At 67.4% G+C, this 19,623-nt stretch carries 15 protein-coding genes; 8 read left to right on the top strand and 7 right to left on the bottom strand.

What is annotated here, in order from left to right; genetic code table 11:
* Nucleotides 1-32 precede the first annotated feature (32 nt).
* Complete coding sequence (locus tag VZC37_RS07145) at nt 33-1,799, top strand: alpha/beta hydrolase (protein WP_330431788.1); 1,767 nt, start codon at nt 33-35, stop codon at nt 1,797-1,799.
* Between the two features lie 2 nt (nt 1,800-1,801).
* Here the strand turns inward: VZC37_RS07145 and VZC37_RS07140 are convergent, their stop codons facing one another.
* Nucleotides 1,802-2,251, bottom strand: coding sequence for a nuclear transport factor 2 family protein (locus tag VZC37_RS07140; RefSeq protein WP_330431787.1), 450 nt, complete (start codon nt 2,249-2,251; stop codon nt 1,802-1,804).
* The gene (locus VZC37_RS07135; RefSeq protein WP_330431786.1) at nt 2,248-4,104 is read right to left on the bottom strand and encodes an N-acyl-D-amino-acid deacylase family protein; all 1,857 of its coding nucleotides are present in this window, start codon (nt 4,102-4,104) and stop codon (nt 2,248-2,250) included. The genes VZC37_RS07140 and VZC37_RS07135 overlap by 4 nt, the downstream gene beginning before the upstream one ends.
* A gap of 135 nt (nt 4,105-4,239) precedes the next feature.
* Between VZC37_RS07135 and VZC37_RS07130 the strand changes: the two genes are divergently transcribed.
* On the top strand, nt 4,240-5,181 hold the full coding sequence (locus VZC37_RS07130) for a helix-turn-helix transcriptional regulator (RefSeq protein WP_330431785.1): 942 nt from the start codon (nt 4,240-4,242) through the stop codon (nt 5,179-5,181).
* Entirely contained in the window at nt 5,178-5,633 is a 456-nt protein-coding gene (locus tag VZC37_RS07125) for an SAM-dependent methyltransferase (protein WP_330431784.1), read from the top strand. Before VZC37_RS07130 ends, VZC37_RS07125 begins: the two co-directional genes overlap by 4 nt.
* Nucleotides 5,634-5,671: 38 nt before the next feature.
* Here VZC37_RS07125 and VZC37_RS07120 read toward each other — a convergent pair whose 3' ends face one another.
* On the bottom strand, nt 5,672-6,217 hold the full coding sequence (locus tag VZC37_RS07120; protein WP_330431783.1) for a YceI family protein: 546 nt from the start codon (nt 6,215-6,217) through the stop codon (nt 5,672-5,674).
* A 104-nt stretch (nt 6,218-6,321) separates the two neighbouring features.
* Between VZC37_RS07120 and VZC37_RS07115 the strand changes: the two genes are divergently transcribed.
* Together VZC37_RS07115 and VZC37_RS07110 are read left to right on the top strand one after the other, a co-directional pair.
* Nucleotides 6,322-7,833 (top strand): phospholipase D-like domain-containing protein, encoded by a 1,512-nt coding sequence (locus tag VZC37_RS07115; protein WP_330431782.1) that lies wholly within the window; start codon nt 6,322-6,324, stop codon nt 7,831-7,833.
* Nucleotides 7,834-7,912: 79 nt separating this feature from the next.
* Nucleotides 7,913-8,737 (top strand): crotonase/enoyl-CoA hydratase family protein, encoded by an 825-nt coding sequence (locus tag VZC37_RS07110; protein ID WP_330431781.1) that lies wholly within the window; start codon nt 7,913-7,915, stop codon nt 8,735-8,737.
* A 290-nt stretch (nt 8,738-9,027) separates the two neighbouring features.
* Here VZC37_RS07110 and VZC37_RS07105 read toward each other — a convergent pair whose 3' ends face one another.
* On the bottom strand, nt 9,028-9,501 hold the full coding sequence (locus tag VZC37_RS07105) for a nitroreductase family deazaflavin-dependent oxidoreductase (RefSeq protein ID WP_330431780.1): 474 nt from the start codon (nt 9,499-9,501) through the stop codon (nt 9,028-9,030).
* A gap of 121 nt (nt 9,502-9,622) precedes the next feature.
* Between VZC37_RS07105 and VZC37_RS07100 the strand changes: the two genes are divergently transcribed.
* Together VZC37_RS07100 and VZC37_RS07095 are read left to right on the top strand one after the other, a co-directional pair.
* On the top strand, nt 9,623-10,063 hold the full coding sequence (locus VZC37_RS07100; RefSeq protein WP_330431779.1) for a hypothetical protein: 441 nt from the start codon (nt 9,623-9,625) through the stop codon (nt 10,061-10,063).
* A 91-nt stretch (nt 10,064-10,154) separates the two neighbouring features.
* Nucleotides 10,155-11,075 carry an N-acetylglucosamine kinase gene (locus tag VZC37_RS07095; RefSeq protein ID WP_330431778.1) on the top strand — a complete coding sequence of 307 codons (921 nt, stop codon included), beginning with the start codon at nt 10,155-10,157 and terminating at the stop codon, nt 11,073-11,075.
* A 10-nt stretch (nt 11,076-11,085) separates the two neighbouring features.
* On the opposite strand, the gene htpG is transcribed toward VZC37_RS07095, so the two are convergent.
* Nucleotides 11,086-13,059 (bottom strand): molecular chaperone HtpG, encoded by a 1,974-nt coding sequence (gene htpG / locus VZC37_RS07090; RefSeq protein ID WP_330431777.1) that lies wholly within the window; start codon nt 13,057-13,059, stop codon nt 11,086-11,088.
* A gap of 151 nt (nt 13,060-13,210) precedes the next feature.
* Between htpG and VZC37_RS07085 the strand changes: the two genes are divergently transcribed.
* Entirely contained in the window at nt 13,211-13,975 is a 765-nt protein-coding gene (locus tag VZC37_RS07085) for a PIG-L family deacetylase (protein ID WP_330431776.1), read from the top strand.
* Between the two features lie 381 nt (nt 13,976-14,356).
* Here VZC37_RS07085 and recD read toward each other — a convergent pair whose 3' ends face one another.
* Together recD and VZC37_RS07075 are read right to left on the bottom strand one after the other, a co-directional pair.
* Nucleotides 14,357-16,258 carry an exodeoxyribonuclease V subunit alpha gene (recD, locus tag VZC37_RS07080; RefSeq protein ID WP_431309355.1) on the bottom strand — a complete coding sequence of 634 codons (1,902 nt, stop codon included), beginning with the start codon at nt 16,256-16,258 and terminating at the stop codon, nt 14,357-14,359.
* Complete coding sequence (locus VZC37_RS07075; RefSeq protein ID WP_330431775.1) at nt 16,255-19,623, bottom strand: UvrD-helicase domain-containing protein; 3,369 nt, start codon at nt 19,621-19,623, stop codon at nt 16,255-16,257. The genes recD and VZC37_RS07075 overlap by 4 nt, the downstream gene beginning before the upstream one ends.

Raw genomic sequence — 19,623 nt, 5'->3', positions numbered from 1 at the left:
GTTGTTGCGCCAACCACAGCGGAGGAGCACCGGTGACATCCGAGAGCGGCCCATCCCCCACCGATGACGATCCCGGGACCGGCGCGGACCCTGCCGACGCGTCAGCTGTCGCTGTCGCAGACGCGGATACGGGGTCACCGGAGTCGACGGATACGGCCGCGCCGTGGTGGCGCCGGCACCTGACCCGGTATCCCTTCGCGCCCACGGCCGTCGCAGTCGCCTTCGTCTGGCTGGCCATGACTCCGTCGCTGCTTCCTCGTGGCGCATTCTTCCAGGGCGTCGTCAGCGGCGCATCGGCCGCCGTCGGCTACTGCCTCGGGGTGTTCGTCAGCTGGTTCATCAGGTTCATGATGTCGCGGGACGAACCTTGGCGCCCGGCCTCGCGCCGGTTGTGGATCGTCCTGGGCATCGTGGCTCTCGTCGGGACCGTCCTCATGTTGCTGTGGTTCGCGAACTGGCAGACCGAAATTCGCACGATCATGGATGTGGACGGCCTGCCCTGGACCTCCTATCCGCTCATCGCGATCACCGCCGTCATCGTGTTCCTGCTCCTCGTGACCTTCGGCCGACTGTTCGCCTTCGCCGTGAGGTGGTCGGTTCGTCACCTCAATCGCATTGCACCGCCCCGGGTCTCGGCCGCGGTCGGTGCGATCGTGGTGGTCGCCCTGACGATCTTCATCCTCAACGGCGTGGTCGCGAAGTACTCGATGCAGTGGCTCAACGCGAGCTTCGCCGCGGCGAACGAGGAAACGAAGGCCGAGACCTCCCCGCCGACCTCGTCCCTGCGCTCAGGCGGCCCGGGATCGCTCGTCACCTGGGATTCGCTCGGCCGTGAAGGCAGGGTGTTCGTCTCCAAGGGTCCCGATGTCGGTGCCCTGTCACTGTTCAACGGTTCGCCTGCACAGGAACCCATCCGGGTCTATGCGGGACTGGAGTCCGCCGACAGTCTCCGGGAGGAAGCGGAACTGGCCACCGAGGAACTCGTCCGCACCGGCGGGCTGGAACGGGAGGTGGTGGCCGTCGCGTCCACCACCGGAAGCGGCTGGGTGAACAAGGCGACGGTCGACTCCCTGGAGTACATGTACAACGGCGACGTCGCCACCGTCAGCATGCAGTACTCCTACCTGCCGAGTTGGTTGTCGTTCCTGGTGGACAAGGAACGCGCCCGGCAGGCCGGCCGCGCCCTGTTCGAGGCGGTGTCCGAGCGGGTCCGCGCGATTCCCGAGGCCGAGCGGCCGAAGCTCATCGTGTTCGGGGAGAGTCTGGGTTCGTTTGCGGGAGAAGCGGCGTTCGGCACCATCCCGGCGTTGGCCGCACGCACCGACGGCGCACTGTTCAGCGGCCCGACGTTCAACAACACCCTGTGGAACGACACGGTCAGCAATCGCGACCCGGGGTCACCGCAGGTGTTGCCCGTGTACGACGACGGCACGCACGTCCGCTTCATCGCCGACGAGACCGATCTGTCGCGCCCGGACTCCCCCTGGGAACAGTCGCGGCTCGTCTACCTCCAACACTCGAGTGATCCCATCACGTGGTGGAGCCCGCGACTGATCCTCAATGAACCGGACTGGCTCGACGAGCCCCGGGGACGCGACGTGCTGCCGTCGACGCGGTGGATTCCGTTCGTGACGTTCCTGCAGGTCTCCGCCGACACGGCGGTGGCCGTGAACGTGCCGGACGGGCATGGGCACGACTACAAGTCGTCGATACCGTATGCGTGGGCCCAGATCCTGCAGCCGCCGGGGTGGACGGACGCGAAGACCGTGGCGCTACTGCCGCGGCTGCACCGGGACTGACCTCAGATCTGGCCGGTGGCGTCGTAGATCCAACTGGTGTCGGCGGCGGTCAGGTCGTCCATCCAGGTCGGCGGGCCGTTGTTGATGAGCGTGGCCGAGTCCCAGTAGTCTTTCCACAAGGTCACCTTGCCGTCACGGAGTCGATGCACCGTCACGAACGGCAGCACCGCCACTTCGCCGGTGCGCCACTTCCATGTCTCGGAATGCTCGTAGATGACGTCGTCACCGTCTGCGACGATCAATCCGTCGTGGTTCGAGTACTCCGCCAGGGGTTCGAGCCCCACCTTGAGTCTCTTGACGATGTCTGCCGGACCACGAGCGGCCAGCGCCGGACCGAACGGCACGTCCACATACACGCAGTCCTCGGTCACGAAACCCGCCACCGCATCCCAGTCGCGGTCGGAGAGCGCGCGCCAGAGTCCGAGGACGACAGTCGCTGCGGAGTTCGTCATTCGGTCACCCCCACTTCGGCGAGGACAGGTCTACCCGTCACCTGGCCGGCGGAACCTGCCGCTTCCGCGGCCACCGGCGCGCCACGGCGTCCGGCCCGTAGGAACTGTCCGGTCCGCTGCACTCCCACCATCTCGGTCGGCACCCCACGGTCAACCACGCGACGACCGCTGACGTACACGGCCACGACCGTGTCGTCGTTGCGATTCACCATGCGTGACATACCGCCGAACGCGGGAACGGTTGCCTCGGCGTACTTCTCGAGCGAGTCATCGAGATGCTCCGGATCGACGATCATCAGGTCGGCACGGTCGCCGGGACGCAGATGCCCGGCGTCGATGTCGTACCAATCAGCGAGCTCACCGGTCATCCGGTGTACCGCCTCGGCGACGGTCATGAACGGGTCCCCGCTCTGTTCGGCGAGGTGCACATGCTTGAGCAGCCGTAGTCCGCAGTTGTAGAACGCCATGTTGCGCAGGTGTGCCCCGGCATCGGAGAAGCCGAGCTGGATTCCGGGTTCGCGTGCCATCTGCCTCAGGACCTCGGGTCGGTGATTGGAGATGGTGGTTCGCCAGCGGATGTCGGTCCCGTGTTCGAGCACGAGATCGAGGAACGCATCGACCGGATGCACACCGCCCCGGTCGAGTCCGACCTGTCCGAACGATTTCCCGATCACCGACTGGTCGGGGCAGGCGACGATCTCGGCGTCGAAGAAGTCTCGATGCCAGACCCGGGTGCCGAACTTCGATTCGTAGTCTTTGCGGAAGCGGCGCCGGTACGCCTCGTCGCGCAGCAGTTCGTCGCGGGCGAGCTGCTCCTGCAGATGCAGTGCCGCGGCACCGGAACCGAACTCCTCGAAGATGACCAGATCGATGCCGTCGGCATACACCTCGAAGGGAACCGGGAGGTGCTGCCAGCGGAAGTCCCCGCCGAGTCGGTTCACCAGGCCCGCAAGCGGACCCATGATCTTGATCGCATGCGGATTGGCCTTGATGTCGGCGGCGGAGAGCAGGCTGGTCTTGAGCGTGCGACGTCCGATACCGAGCGAGGTGAACGCCTGCGAGCCGACGTTCGCCGGATTGGAGATGTCGGGTCCGGCCTGCAGAATCCGTCCGGTCTTGCGGAGCAACGACTTGAGGCGACGGAGTTCACGGGGTTTGGCGTAGGTCGATGGAAGGGTGCGCGACCGACAGGTGTCGCCATCGAGCTTGTCGAACAGGAGTTGCTGTGACGACATCCCGACGAACCCACAGTCCAGCGCCTCCGCCAGCCACCGTTCCATCTGGGCCTGTTCGGATGCCGTGGGACGGACATTCGGCCGGGTTGCCCGGTCGAGGCCCATGGCCGCGGTGCGCATGTCGGAATGTCCGATGAACCCGGCGATGTTCGGGCCGAGCGGGCGGGCGTCGAGGGCGTCGATGTAGGCGGCCGGCGCCGACCACGTCTTGTGGCGTTCCACGGTGTCGATCACGTGCTCACGCGGTATGGCCTCGACCCTTCCGAACAGATCCCCCGCCTCGGTGCCGTCGACGTGGATCGTGGACAGCGAACATGACCCCACGAGAACTGTTGTCACCCCGTGGCGTAACGACTCCGCGAGCGCGGGTTGGGCCAGCACCTCGACGTCGTAGTGGGTGTGGATGTCGATCATCCCGGGCATGACCCACGTCCCCGAGGCGTCGATGACATCGCCACATCCGCTCTCGTCCAGCGGATCTGCGGAGACCACCGCCACCGCACCGTCCCGGATCCCGATGGAGCGGATCGCCGGCGGCGTGCCCGTCCCGTCGAACCACAGCCCGTCCCGAATGATTGTGTCGTAGGTCACTCGATCATTAGAGACACGGGTCGCCATCAGTGTCAACGAAACGGTAGACATTTTTTCAAATCTGTACACTCGACCCACTCGCCGTCGCCGGCATCGATAGTGATGCGGAGTCAGCAAGAACGGTCGGGCGCATTCGTCCGCTCGCGGCGGATACTGAGTCCCATGGGCGAGGAGACCGGGCGTGACCGGATACGCGAACTGCTCGATGCCGTGCTGGCCGCCGATCACCGCACGCTCGACGACATGGCCGCCGGTGCGCACGTCTCGGCTTTTCATTTCACCCGACAGTTCACCAAGCATGTCGGCGAGTCCCCGGTCGCACTGCGTCGCCGGGTGATGCTGGAGCGCGCCGCCTGGCAACTGCAACGCGGGTCGTCGGTCACCGACGCGGCCTTCGCCGCCGGTTATGACTCGGTCGAGGGATTCGCCAGGGCATTCGCGCGGGCATTCGGGCACGCCCCCAGCCGACTCGGGTCACGCGCCGTGCGCGGGCATTGGCTGCCGTCGCCCAACGGAATCCACTTCCACTCACCGACCGTGCTCTACATCGACAACGACGCACCATCCGAGGAATCGGCAGGCGACGTGGTCGCACTGATGGTGCGTCACGATCTCGACGACATCGCCGCACTGATCGAGATCGCCAAAGGGGTCGACGACAGCGACTACCAGACCTCTCGCCTGCCCGGTCACCGGCCGATCACATGGAGCGGACCCGAGGAGTCCATCGCAGCAGTCCTCACCCAGCTCGTGGTCGGCAAGCTACCGTGGCTGGCCAGTATCGAGGGAGACGACGAGCCGGATGTCCCCGACGTCGCCGATGTGGCCACCCTCGCCGACCTGCATGCCGAGATCGCGCCGCGCTGGCTGGCACTGACCCGCGACGTGGAACGACGGGCCGCCTGGTCGGACAGCATCGTCGACGCGATCTGCGACCCGCCGGAATCTTTTCTCCTGTCCCAGATCTGGGCGCACGTGCTGACTTTTTCCGCCCATCGTCGGCTGGTCGCCCGGTGGATGCTCGCCGATGCCGGTGTCGACACCACAGCCGCCGATCCCGACCCCATCATGTGGCACCGACACCGATCCGGAGGCGTCGGGTGAGCACGACCGCGCGGCTCTCCCCTCGGCTCGAGCGTGTCGTGGATGCTGTGCCGCTCCGCCCCGGACTCCGGGTCCTGGAAATCGGTTGTGGGCCTGGCAGTGCCGCCCGCGAGATGGCGTCACGCGTGGCACCGGGCGGCACAGTGCTCGGCATCGACCGCTCCGCGACAGCGATCGACATCGCCATCGCGGGGTCGGCAGAGCTGATCGGCTCGGGCGTTCTCGACTTCCGTTGCGCGGCGATCGAGGATTTCGCGCTCTCGGCGGACGAACCTCCGTTCGACCTCGCGGTGGCAGTCCGTGTCGGCGCCCTCGACGGACGCCATCCCGAGATCTTCCACGATGCCCTGCGGCGAATCTCTGCCGCGCTCACCACCGACGGCCGACTCTGGATCGATGCGCCGGCCGGATCAGACAAGGCCATCGTCGAACTCACCCTCGGCCCACGATAGTCAGCTGGGCCGGCGATCTCGCCGAGCGGGCGTCACCTCTAGCGCGGAACACGCACCGTGATGGCGACGACCACCTCGTCGACGACCTTGAGCGTTCCCATCATCAGCGAGAACGGCTTGATGCCGAAATCGGTTTGCCTGATGGTTGTCTCGGTGGCGACCTCATGTCCGTCCGCGGTGTCGACCACACGGAGGTCGAGCGGGTGGGCGCGGCGGTGGCCAAGGATCGTCAGGGTGCCGTCCACGCGGTAGCCGTCGGCGACGGGTGCCAGAGTCGTTGATTCGTAGGCGATCCCGGGAAACTCGCCGGAGTGCAGGGACTTCAGTGCGTTGGTTCGGGCCAGCACCTTCTCGGCCCCGGTCATCGGTGTGAGACCGCCCTCGCCGGCACGGACCTGCAGTGCTTCCGTGGCCAGTGTCGCCTCCAGCCTGACCGGTTGATCATGACGCCAGTTGACGGTGGCCGACCATCGCTGCATCCCGATGGTCAACCGGTGTCCGGTGCGTGCGGCGCGCCCGGCCACGTCGGTACGGATGGTGACGGAACCGTCGGCATCGCCGAGGCGCAAGACGGTGTCATTCACAGGGACAGTGTATGGCCGGGCGCGGGACACCGGACGCACCATTAGGCTGCTCGGGGCGAGACCGCCGTGGTGGGTGGTCGTGGTACAGAAGACAGGACGTCGGTGTGGAACACGAAGATCAGCAGCTCAGAGCGGATTCCCTGTTCGTTCCCGGCGTCAACTGTTGCGAGATAGCGCACGCGGACCGACTGGCCTGCGTCATCGACGCCGCCGACTATTTTCGGATCGCGAAGTCCGCGATGCTGGGTGCTCGACGACGCATCATGCTGATCGGCTGGGACTTCGACACCCGCATCGAACTCGAACCCGATGGTCCGACGCTCGACGGCCCCAACAAGTTGGGCGACTTCCTGAACTGGTTGCCCAAGAACCGACCCGATCTCGAGATCTACCTGCTGAAATGGAGTGTCGGAGCGGTCACCGCACTCACCCGTGGCATGGCGCCGATCTTCGTCCTGAACTGGCTGAACCATCCACGCGTGCACCTCCAGATCGACACCCGCCATCCGCTGCGGGGAGCCCACCATCAGAAGATCGTCGTCATCGACGATGCCATCGCGTTCTGCGGCGGCATCGACATGACCGTGGACCGGTGGGATCGATCCGGGCATGCCGATCGGGACACCCACCGGGTCACCCCCACCGGCACGTCCTACGGTCCGTGGCACGATGCGACCACCGCGGTCGACGGCGCCGCGGCACGTGCCGTCGGCGCCATCGCCCGCAGCCGTTGGCAGAGCGCCACAGGACAGGCTCTCGATCCAGTCCCCACCCTGTCCGGTGATCGGTGGCCCACGGATCTCGAGCCGACCATGCGGTCGGTCGACGTCGCGGTGTCGCGCACGCTTCCGCAGCTCGACGACCGGGCAGAGATCCGCGAGATCGAGCAGCTGTACCTCACCGCGATTCGCAGCGCGCGACACTATCTGTACATCGAGAGCCAGTACCTCGCGGCGCGCTCACTCGTCGAGGCGATGGCTGCCCGACTCGAGGAACCCGACGGCCCGGAAATCGTGGTGGTGTTGCCGCGTCACGCCGACGGCTGGCTGGAGCAACAGGCCATGGACGGTGCCCGCGAGCGGCTCCTCCACCTCCTGTGGCGCGCCGATCACCACGGCCGTTTCCGCGCCCTGTACCCGGTCACCGTGTCGGGACAACCCATCTATGTCCACGCGAAGATCCTGATCGCCGACGACATGCTGCTCCGGGTCGGGTCGTCGAACCTGAACAACCGCTCGATCGGCCTCGACAGTGAGTGCGATCTCGCGGTCGAGGCCACCGACGACGCGACCGGCGCCGACCACCGCGAAGCCATCCGTGGTGTGCGCGACCGGCTGGTCGCCGAGCACCTCGACATCGAGGTGGAGCGTTTCGGTGCGGAGTTCGATGCGCGCGGCTCGCTCGTCGCCACCATCGGCGCACTCGCCGGTGACGGCAAGACGCTGCGCGAGTTCGACCGGGAAACCGTCGACGACGAGGCCAGTGCGCTGGCGGAGAACGATCTCGTCGACCCCGAGTCGTCGGCGCGGCCACCGATACTCGAGCGCACCTACCGGATGCTCGCGTCACAGCCGTTGCGTCGGCTGGCCAAACCCAGCCGGGGTCGTCGGAGCTGACGTGCGGCCTCAGCGGCGCTCCCCGACGCCGTGCCCGGTGGCGACTTCGATGGACGGTGCGCCGGGTAGCCTGTGCCAGATGAGCGATCAATGGAAAGCATTCGAGGTGTCGGTCTCGGAACACATCGCCGAGGTCGTCCTCACCGGCCCCGGCAAGGGAAACGCGATGGGGCCCGACTTCTGGCGCGAGCTGCCGGAGATCTTCGCCCAGCTCGATCGCGACGACGACGTCCGGGCCGTCGTCCTGACCGGATCCGGGGATCACTTCTGCTACGGCCTCGACCTCGTCGCGATGGGCGGCGACCTCGCTCCGGTTCTCGCCGAAGGCGCGAAAGCTCGCGCGCGCACCGGTTTCCACGACAACCTGCGCGGACTACAGGCGGCCATCTCGTCGGTCGCCGACTGCCGTAAGCCGGTGATCGCGGCCGTGTCCGGCTGGTGCATCGGCGGTGGCGTCGACCTCATCAGCGCGGTCGACATCCGCTATGCCAGCGCCGACGCCAAGTTCAGCGTCCGTGAGGTGCGGGTCGCGATGGTCGCCGATGTGGGCAGCTTCGCCCGCCTGCCCGCGATCATCGGCGATGGTCACCTCCGCGAACTCGCCTTGACGGGCAAGGACATCGACGCCGAACATGCCGCCCGGATCGGTCTGGTCAACGATGTGTTGGCCGATCGAGAGGCGGCGTTGGCCGCCGCGCGTGCCACCGCCGCCGAGATCGCGGCCAATCCCCCGCTCGTCGTCCACGGGGTGAAAGCCGTCCTCGACCACAGCCGTCGTGCCGACGTCGACGACAGCCTGCGCTACGTGGCGGCGTGGAACTCGGCGTTCCTCCCGAGTGATGACCTCACCGAAGCGGTGACCGCGGTATTCGAGAAGCGCCGGCCGGAGTTCCGCGGAGCCTGAGCGACAACAGGACCCAACCTGACACCTGGGAGCGAGACACCGACGGGAGCGTCCCGGCCTTGAGGAGCGAGGCGCCAGCCGAGCGTCACGAAGGGGCGGCCTTCGTGACGCTCACTCCTCCGTCGCTCGCTCCTCAGGCATCGGTTGTAAGACACTCCCCCGTCGCTCGCCCTCAGGCACCGGTTGGGGGCCTTCGTGACGCTCACTCCTTCGTCGCTCGCTCCTCAGGCACCGGTCGAAAAAGCACTCGCCCTCAGGCATCGGTTGAAAAGAGGCATCGGTTGGGGGGCTCACCCCACCGGCTCCAGGCGGAAGACCGGGATGCGCCGATCGGTGCGTGTTTCGTAGAGGGTGAAGTTCGGCCACACGTCGACCATTTCGCGCCATGCATCGTCCCGTTCGGCGCCGTCGAGTTCGCGCGGGCGCATCGTAGCGCCGGTGCCGTGACGCACCACGTCCACCGTCGCCGCGGCGCGGACGTTGTACACCCACTGCGGCATCTCCGGGCCACCGAAGTACGATCCGGCGATCAACCAGGCATCTCCGCGGGTGGGTACCGCCAGCAGCCGAGTGGAACGGACCACGCCGCTCTTGCGACCCGCGACCCGCACCGTGATGTTGGGCAGCCCGGCGACATCGAGCAGAGCGACTCGCTGTCCGGTGAGTTTCTGCAGGGCGCCGTCGACCCGCACGATCTGAGGAAGATAGCGGGGCAACCAACTGATCGAACCGATCTTGACCGCCAGGGGCGTGAGCATTCCCATGTGCACAGTGTGACAGCCCGTAGGCACGGAACGTCCCGCTTGGCAAGGCGGGCATCCACACCCGACCTGCCCTGTGGATCGCCGAACCCGCCGAACCCGGCACGATGGTGATGATCGGTTCATGACATCCGATGACACCTCCATCCCCGATATCACGACAGCCCACGATCCGATCCGCGGCACGGAGGACCTGCGACAGCGATGGCGGGCCCTCATGGGAGAACTGGGATTCTCCGCCGGCCGGATCTGGTTCGCCTTCGTCGGCACCGACCGACGACTCGTCAAGATCCTGGACTGGCTGCCCCTGCCGCCGGAGCCCGACGCACACCTCGTGGACATGCTCACCGGCGGACTGGCCACAGCCGTCGACCAACTACCGGTGACCTCGGTGGCATTCCTGATCTCCCGCCCCGGGCGAGACGGCGTCACCGATGCGGACCAGGCCTGGGCGAGTGTGCTGATCGAGGCCGCTCGCCGCAACGGACTGCCGATCCAGCCGATCCACCGCGCCAACGACGTCCACCTGGTCACGTTGACGACCGCGCTCGACGCGGCGGCGTGACCGAGGCCGTTGGTCCAACCGCCCGCTGGGGGTAGCTTGACGGTCGAGGTCGTCGGCCACCGCGCCGGCCGGACACCGACGGAAGGATCGGATGGACGCCCCACGCATCTTGATCGACGGCGGTCAGACCGGCACGCGGCTCCGCGTCACCACCGGCGCATCGACCGGCGATCATGCCGCGGGCCCCATCCACACCGACCGGCCGGTGATCCCGCAACTCGCCGCGGCGGCACGTGAAGTCGTCGCCGCCACAGGTGCGCCTATCGGCGAGCTGGCGGCGGGCGTATCCGGACTCACCCCGGACGCCACCCGACCCGACGAACTGCTTTCTGCGGTCAGCGATCTGGGGATCGGCTCAGTCGCACTCGCCCACGATTCGGTGTCGGCCTACCTGGCCGCGAACGGATTCGAACCAGGAGCGGTGACCGCCGTCGGAACGGGTGTCGTCACCCTGGGCGTCGGGCCGGCGGGCACTGCACGCGTCGACGGGTGGGGACACCTCGTCGGCGATGCGGGCAGTGGCTACTGGATCGGCCGAGCCGGGCTGGACGCGGCCCTGCGCTCCTATGACGGACGCGGCGCCACAACCGATCTGGAGACGGCGGCGGTCCACGCGTTCGGGCCACTCCCCGAGCTGTACATGCATCTGCAGGCCGACCCGGACCGCGTGTCGCGAATCGCGGCGTTCGCCACCACCGTGGACGAGATCGCACGCGCAGACGATGTCGTCGCCGGCGACATCATCGACCGTGCGGCCGACGAACTCGCGACATCGGTGCGCACTGCACTCCGACGCAGCGGGAACCGGCCGGACACACCGACACGGGTCAGTTGGATGGGCGACGTGCTCACCCACAACGACCGCATCCGGAACCGGTTCGTCGACAACATCACACGCCACTGCCCGAGTGCGACCGTGGCAGCACCACACGGTGCACCCCTGGACGGTGTCGCCCTACTGCTCGACCTGCCGGCAGGGCACCCGCTGGCCGATCACGTGCACCGCGCGTGACCGACCGCTCTCAGGACGCGGTGTCCAGTGACTCGGTGAGCGTGCCCGCCAGCAGCCGTGCGAACTCGGCCGGATCGCCCAGCTCGCCGCCCTCGGCGATCACGGCCATGCCGTAGAGCAGCTTCGCGGTCGGCACCAGATCGGTGTGATCGTCGGACGCGGCGAACGCCTTGTTCAGCCCGACGATCAGCGGGTGGTCGGCGTTCACCTCGAGAGCGCGCTTACTCTTCGGCAGCTCCTGACCGGACGCCCGGTAGAGCTTCTCGAGTTGCGGCGACATCGAGAACGTGTCGCCCACCAGGCAGGCAGCGGAGTCGGTGAGTCGCGATGACAGTCGTGCCTCGTTGACGTCGTCGGACAGCGACTCCGCCAGCCAGGTGAGCAACCCGGCGTAATCCTCGGCCCGCTTCTCCTTGTCCGCCTTGGCCTTCTCGGTGTCCGAATCGTCGGTGTCGTCGAGGTCATCGAGGTCGACGGCGCCCTTGGCGATCGAGGTGAAGGACTTGCCCTCGAACTCGAGGCCGGCCGTCACCCACATCTCGTCGACGGGATCGGTCAGCAGGAGGACCTCGACGCCCTTGGCGCGGAAAGCCTCGATGTGCGGAGAGTTCTCGATCTGCTGGCGGGATTCGCCGGTCATGTAATAGATCGTGTCCTGGCCGCTGCGCATCCGGCCGACATAGTCGGCGAGGGTGGTGACGGCGTCCTCGGAATCGGTCGATTCGAACGACGACGTCTTCAGCAGGGCGTCACGGTTGTCGAAGTCGTTGACCAGCCCTTCCTTCCACACGCGGCCGAAGTTCTGCCAGAACGTGCGGTAATCGTCGGGCCGGGAGTCACGCAGGTCGGCGACGGTCGAGATCACCCGTTTGGTGAGGCGGCGGCGGATTGCCCTGATCTGCCGGTCCTGCTGCAGGATCTCGCGGGAGACGTTGAGCGACAGGTCGGCGGCGTCGACGACGCCCTTGACGAATCGAAGGTACTCGGGGACGAGTTCCTCGCAGTCGTCCATGATGAACACGCGTTTGACGTACAGCTGGATGCCCGACGTCCGTTCGCGCATGAACAGGTCGAAAGGCGCCTGGGTCGGGATGAACAGCAGCGCCTGGTACTCGAAAGTGCCCTCCGCCCTGAGCGTGATGACTTCGAGCGGTTCGTCCCATGCGTGGCTGACATGCCGATAGAAGTCCTGGTACTCCTGCTCGGATACCTCGTCGGCGGATTTTGCCCACAGGGCCTTCTGCGAGTTGATCGTCTCGGTGACGATCTCGGTGGTCGGGGTCTCGTCTGACGTGTCGGATTCGTCGTCCGATGTCGCGACGGGCTTCTCCACCTCCATCCGGATGGGCCACGCGATGAAGTCGGAGTACCGCTTCACCAACTGCCGCAGCTTGGTCTGATCGGTGTAGTCGTAGAGGTGGTCCTCGGTGTCCACCGGCTTGAGCTCGAGGGTCACGGCGGTGCCCGCAGGCGCGTCGGCGACATCCTCGATCGTGTACGTGCCGTCGCCGGTGGACGACCACCGGGTGCCGGTGTCCTCCCCCGCACGTCGCGTCACGAGCGAGACGCGGTCGGCCACCATGAACGTCGAGTAGAACCCGATGCCGAACTGACCGATCAGTTCTTCGCTCGCGGCCGCATCCTTGACCTCCGCGAGCTTCCGACGGAGCTCGGCGGTCCCCGACCGGGCGAGGGTCCCGATCAGCCCGATGACGTCCTCGCGGGACATGCCGATCCCGTTGTCGCGGACGGTGAGGGTCCGCGCCTCGGGATCGGTGTCGAGCGAGATGTGCAGGTCGCTCGCGTCCGCCGCGAGGTCATTGTCCTGCAACGCCTCCAGTCGCATCTTGTCCAGGGCGTCCGACGAGTTCGATATCAGCTCCCGTAGGAAGCTGTCCTTGTTGGAGTACACCGAGTGCACCATGAGATCCAGCAACTGCCGGGTCTCCGCCTGAAACTCGTGAACCTCTGTCTGACCAGTCATGAACGACCTCCGTTCGAGCGCCACTGACGGAGCCGCATATTACCGATGCCCGGATTGGCTACCCTGAAGTGGGTCGTTCCCCAGACGCGGCGTGTGACACGCGGCGGGCGGGGCGACACCCACCGCGACCGAACCATCGGAAGTCAGGTGAATGCCAGCTCCTCGTCTGCTGTTCGTGCACGCGCACCCCGACGACGAAGCACTGTGGACGGGCGGCCTGCTCGCGCGCCACACGGCGGGCGGAGGTGATGCCGACCTGGTGATGTGCACCTGGGCGGTCGGGACCCCGCGTCACCGGGAACTCCTCGACTCCGTCCGCGAGTTGGGTCTGCCGCGTCCGCCCATCATGCTCGGATATGCCGACGACCGGGTGCCGGAGTCGGCGCCGGACGCCGAACCATTCTGCGCCGCCCGGTTCGACTCCCTGGTCCGCACGATGGCCACCCACATCCGCAGGCTCCGACCCGACGCGATCGTCACCTACGACGCGATCGGTATCTACGGACATCCGGACCACGTGCACGCGCACCGGTTGGCGTCCGCGGCCGCGGACGCCGCGGCCAGCCCGCGCCTGTATCGCTCGGCCGGCCCGGCATGGCAGACCCGGTCCATCTATTTCGTGACCATCCCCGACTGGATGGCCGACGACGTCAGCGACGATGTGTTCGCAGCGGTCCCTCGCGATCTGCTGCCCGGGACACCTGCATCCGACATCGATCTGTCCCTCGACGTCGGCCCGTGGTGCGACCGCAAGTCCGCGGCCATCGCGGCCCACCGCACGGAGTTCAAGCGCAGCCGTACGATCCAGGCCCTGATGGCGCTGCCGACCGACCGCCGCACTCGTCTGCTCAGCTCCGAGAACTTCATCCGGCGCGATCTGGTGGCGGGCGGCGTGGATCTCTGTCGGGTGGACTGAGCGGCCGGGGCCTTCGTGACGCTCGCTCCTTCGTCACTCGCTCCCTTCCCGCTGATCGAGTAGCGACGAGCCGCTAGGCGAGTCGCGTATCGAGATCCCCTGCGGCAGAAGTGATCTCGATACACCGCTCGCCTAGCGGCTCGCGGCTACTCGATCAACGGAAGGGGCAAGCGGCTCGCGGCTACTCGATCAACGGAAGGGGCAAGCGGCTCGCGGCTAGTCGATCAACGGAAGGGGCAAGCGGCTCGCGGCCAGTCGATCAACGGAAGGGGCAAGCGGGTGGCTACACGGAGGGGGAAGCCGCGGCTACACGGAGAGGGCAAGCGCGAACCACACGGAGGGGCAAGCGGCTCGCGGCTACTCGATCATCCGTCAGACTGCTCAGGCCCGACCGGTGTCGACGACGGTGATCGGGGAACGCAGGCCGCTCGCACGTTGCACACGCCGGCGCACCGCCGCGGCCAGCACCTCTGGTGAGCCGACGATGCGCACCGTCCGACGTGCCCGGGTGACCGCCGTGTAGAGCAACTCCCGGGTCAACAGTTCCGAACCCGCGGGCGGGAGGACCACGGTGACACCGTCGAATTGACTGCCCTGACTACGGTGAATAGTCATCGCGTACAGGGGGACCACGTCCGCGAGGCGGGTCGGATGCAGTCGGCGGATCCGGGAGCCGCGCCGCAACGCCACCTCCAAACCCCCGGACGAACGGATGACCACGCCGCTGTCCCCGTTGAACGTCTCCGTCTGCCGGTCGTTGGCGGTCACCAGCAACGGCTCCCCCGGATGGCTGGACATCGGATCCGGTGGCGCGCCAGGACTCTCGGCCAGCCAGTCGACGACCCGTCGCGACCACCCCTGAACACCCCAACTGCCGTCGCGATGAGCACACAGCACGCGGTGGGAGTCGAGCGCGTCGAGTGCGCGGACCGCGTCCCCGTCCTCGGCCGCGGCGGTCATCTCGGCCCCCCAGGCCACCACGTCGGCTCGCACATCGTCGAGGTCATCCGGCGACACCAAGGTGACGTCCGTCAGTTCGCCACCGGTCACCAGGTCGAGTACCGCATCGGGATCACCCCGGTTGATCGCCGAGGCGACCTCGGCGATACCGCCGCCGAACCGGTGACCACGCTGCAGGGTGACGACGCCGCGCTCGATCCGGTCGCGGTCGGCCAGACCGGCGAGCATGTCCCCGGCCACCGCGCCGTCAGGAAGTCGGGCAGGCTGCGTACCGATCTCCCGGTCGACGAGATCGGCGAGGACGGCACCAGCCTCCACCGAGGCGAGCTGATGAGGATCGCCGACCAGAATCACCCTGGTATCCGGGCGCACCGCGTCGAGGAGCTTGCTCATCGCCGTCATCGAGAGCATGGAGGTCTCGTCGACCACGACGACGTCGTAGGGCAGCTTGTTGCCACGTCCGTGGCGAGGCGCGGAGCCGGGTCGCCAGCCCAGCAGTGCGTGCACGGTGACCGCGCGGACCGATGACGGTGCGGCCTCATCTGCCGAGACCGCCGCCTGCAGTTGCGCTGCGGCCCGACCGGTCGGCGCGCACAGCCCGATCCGGGCGGACCCGCCCGAGAGTCGATCGAGCACGGCCAGAATCCGTGCGACCGTGTAGGTCTTACCGGTGCCCGGCCCACCGGCGACGACGAGGTTCCAACTGACGGCCGCCATCTGCGCCGCCAGCCGCTGTCGATCGACTCCACCCGACCCGGCGGGACCGAACACATCCGCGAGCGCGGCACTCAGCGCCATCACGTCCACATCGGGGCGGGACCGCTCACGAGCCGACAACACTTCCCGGATCAGCTGCTCCTGGCGAAAGTACTTGCGCAGGTACAGCAACGGTCCGTCATCGGAAGAGGCCAGCACCAGCGGTCGCAGGGGCCCGGTGACGCCGCCGCGGACAAGCACGCTGTCCGTGAGCGCCCCAGTCAGTTCGTCGGGCGACGGCAGGACGACGTCCGCACCCCCGTCGACCTCGTCGCCGGCTTCGTCGGTTGTGGGACCGACGATCTCCGCGACGCGCGAGAGCGCAAGACACGTCGACCCGAACCGCACTGCGCGGAGAGCCAGTGCGGCACCGACCTGCGCGATCTCGTCCACCGGTTCCCCGCAGAGACGGGCGAGTCGCAGGGTGACGTGCACGTCGGCCGCGTCGAGAACGCCGGCGCGGTTCAGTTCGGCGAGCCGTCCGGTCGCCGAGGGCGAGGAGCGTGCGTCGTGGGGTGTGCGGACGGAGCCCGTGGTGGTCATGCCGGGATGCTCGGGTGTCGTCATCGGCCTCCCCCGGCCAGTAGGTCGGACAGGTCTTCGATCAGCGCGGCGGGAATCCGCCATTCGAAGACACCACAGCCGTCGGGTGTCTCGGGGCCCACCATGCCCCGTACGAAGTGATACTGCACCGGACCGAGGTGGTCGGCGGCCTGGTACCCGGGTAGTCGCCATCGCAGATACCGATGCAGTGCGACGGAATACAGCAAGGCCTGGAGGGGGTAGTTCGCAGCGACCATCTCGGCGGCCATCGCCGTGCGATCGAAGTCCTGCGCGGAGAGTTCACCCGGGTGCAGCCGATTGGTCTTGTAGTCCACGATGACGAAACGTCCGTCGGGCGTTCGGAGCACCGAGTCGATGCTTCCGGTGAGGAATCCGCGGAGCCGCTGCGGCGGCAACTCGCGCAGACGCGCGCTGTACCCGACCAACGGGTCGTCGGAATCGAGCCGCCGGTCCATCAGATCGGCGATGGCGGACATCGTCACCCCCGCATCCGCCGGCGCACCATCGCCCGCGTCGGTCAGCGGGAACTCGAACTCCATCTCCGCCAGGCGATCCCGTGGACCGATCGACCAGAGATCACCGAAGCCGATCGGCGTGGTCAGTACCCCCGTCAGTGCGTCGGCCAGTCGCTCGACGTCGACGTCGAGCATGCGCCGTTCCACCGCGGTCCGACACAGGTCGGTGACGTGAGCGGCCATGTCCGGCGCGTCGGTGTCGACGTACTCGAGCACCTCGTGGACGAGCGTGCCGAAGGCTGCGCCGAACGGCATACCGTTCATCAACGATGGTGTCCCGGTCGAAACCTCAACCGGTGCCATGGTCTCGTCGTCGACCGGCGGCGGCTCGTCCGCGAGCCGGTCGTCCTCGGTCTCACTTCCGGACCCCAAGACGGCGCCGTGTCCATGACCGCTCGCCGCGACGATCGCCGAATACGATGTGCGACGCCAGCTCTGGTCAATCTTCCGGGTGAACCTCGCGACATCCATGTCGACCGGATCGCGTTGCTCCGGCGACGGTTCGAGATGGTCGTCGCCGTCGCGACCCGCGACTTCCACGGCGATCGCGCCGGCGGCGCGGTACCCCATGAGAACGCGACCGCACGTGTCGTCGTCGGGAACGTCACAGGTGTCCGGTACCGCCGACGTACCCGGCGTGCGACCGAACAACAGACGATGGAGGGCCGAGTACCGCGTGTGATACGACGGCGCCCACCAAGCGACGACCTGTGATTGCGCGCGGGTCAATGCGACATAGAGAAGCCTGAGTTCTTCCCCGGCCGCTTCGGTCTCGTGCTGTTGCCAGCGGTTCTTCTGGCCGGGCGCCGATGCGCCGCCGACGTCCAGGACGCGGTCACCGTCCGGGTTGTGAAACGTGAAGGTCGCCTTGTTGGAGTTGCGGGTGCCGTCCCAGGCGAACGGCACGTAGACGATCGGGAACTGCAGCCCCTTGCTGCGGTGCACGGTCATGATCTGCACTGCTTGGGTGTCGCGATCCAGACGCCGCGTCTGATCCTGGTGTCGTTGCCAACGCGTGGTGTCGGCGATCCGATCGGCGAGCCATTCCGCCAGCCCGCTCAGCCCGCATTCGGATTGCATCACCTCGATGTTGCACAACGACGACACCTGGATCAGATCGGTCAGGCCGCGTTCCCCATCTGCTCCGGCAAGCACTCGCTCGGCCACACCCATCGTGCTCATCAGGCGTTGCGCCATGGCTGCGAAGCCGGCTTCGGCGAACACGCGGCCGAGACCCTGCAGGGTCGTCGCCAGGTCGGCGATGCCGCTCCCGTCGTCGTCGGCGACCTCTCCCGGCGGTCTCCCGATGAGTGGGCCGATGGCGGCGAGCCGGACGAGGTCGGTGCGTGCGGGCTGTTCGATCGCCCGGATCACCGCCAGCCACTGACGTGCCGCTGCCGTGTGGAACACACTTGTCCCGGAACCGATCACCGCCGAGACCCCATGGGACTTGAGGTGCTCCTGCAGTGGGACGATCGTCTTGTTGAGGGTCACCAGGATCGCGATGTCGCCGGGCTCCACCGGCCGGGTCTCGCCGTCCGCCTCGATCATCGTCCTCGAGGCCAACAGGCCCGCGATGTCCGCCGCGACGTCGGCAATCACCCGGTCGCGAACGGTCCCCACGGTGGGAAATCCGCTGCGGTTGACGACCGTGAAGCTCCGTCGAGGGAAGGCGCGCAACCGAACCGGCGGCAGACCCGGGATTCGGGTGCCCGACCGGGAAGCGCTGACGTCGTGCACCACGATGTCCCCATGTCCGAGCTCGGCACCTCCGTGGAGGCGGGCGAGCGCTGCGACCAACGCGCCGTCGGATCGTCGGTTGACGTCGAGGGCACGCAGCGAGTCGGCCGAACCGACGGCCTGGAGATAGCTGAGCACCTCGGCGCCACGGAACCCGTAGATCGATTGCTTGGGATCACCGACCAGTACAAGGGTGCGGTGTCCGTGGAAGCATCGGCGGACGATCTCCCACTGTTGCGGATCGGTGTCCTGGAATTCGTCGACCAGCACGGCCTCGAACATCGCCCGGATGCGTTCGCACGCCGAATCGCCGACGACCGGGTCGGTGACGATGCGGTAGAGGATCATCTGCAGATCGTCGTAGGTCCGGAGCCGGGATGTCCGTTTGCGTCCTTCGACGATCTCGCGGATGCGGGCGGCGAACCGGACGCGACGCAGAGCCGCGGCGGCGTCATCGTTCCCGGCGTCGCCGGGCCCGTCGAGGTCGGCGGTGTCCGGCGCCAGGATCGTGGCCGGTTGCCGTACCGCGTCACGCGCGATCTCGGTCGCGTCGGCCAGTGAGAAGTCGGGAGCGTCTGCGCCCGCGAAGCCCCGCAGATAGAGGTCGAGGGCGGCTTCGTTGACGAGATCGTCCACGTCTTCGACGATCTCGTAGATCAGCTCGCGCTCCCCGAGGAACCCGAGAGCATCGAGCATGCGGTTGCAGAAGGTGTGCGTCGTGGCGATCGTGGAGGCGTCGAAGTCCGACAACGCGCGCACCAACAGTTCCCGGCGGTGGTTCACCGTCGCCGCGTCACCCTCTGCCAGATGACGGACCAGCGGATCGGCATGGTCCCGACAGACAACCGGATCAGACAGTGCGGCAACGAGTTCGGACACCCGCTCACGCATTCTTTCACGGAGTTCGGCCGTGGCCGCGCGACTGAACGTGACCAGCAGGAGTTTGTCGATCGGCACGCCCTCGGCGATGAGTCTCGCGCCGAGTCCGACGATCGCGTAGGTCTTGCCGGTGCCGGCGCTGGCCTCCAGAACGGTCGTCCCGTCCGGCAACGGAGCGGTGATGTCGAATGCCGTCGGCGCGCCCGCCGGCCGGCCTGCGTCGGAACGGGTCAT

This window comes from Gordonia sesuvii (assembly GCF_036350415.1).
Lineage (GTDB): Bacteria > Actinomycetota > Actinomycetes > Mycobacteriales > Mycobacteriaceae > Gordonia > Gordonia sesuvii.
The sequence above is the reverse complement of the archived record's forward strand: the minus strand, read 5'-3'. Positions and strand labels throughout refer to the sequence as shown.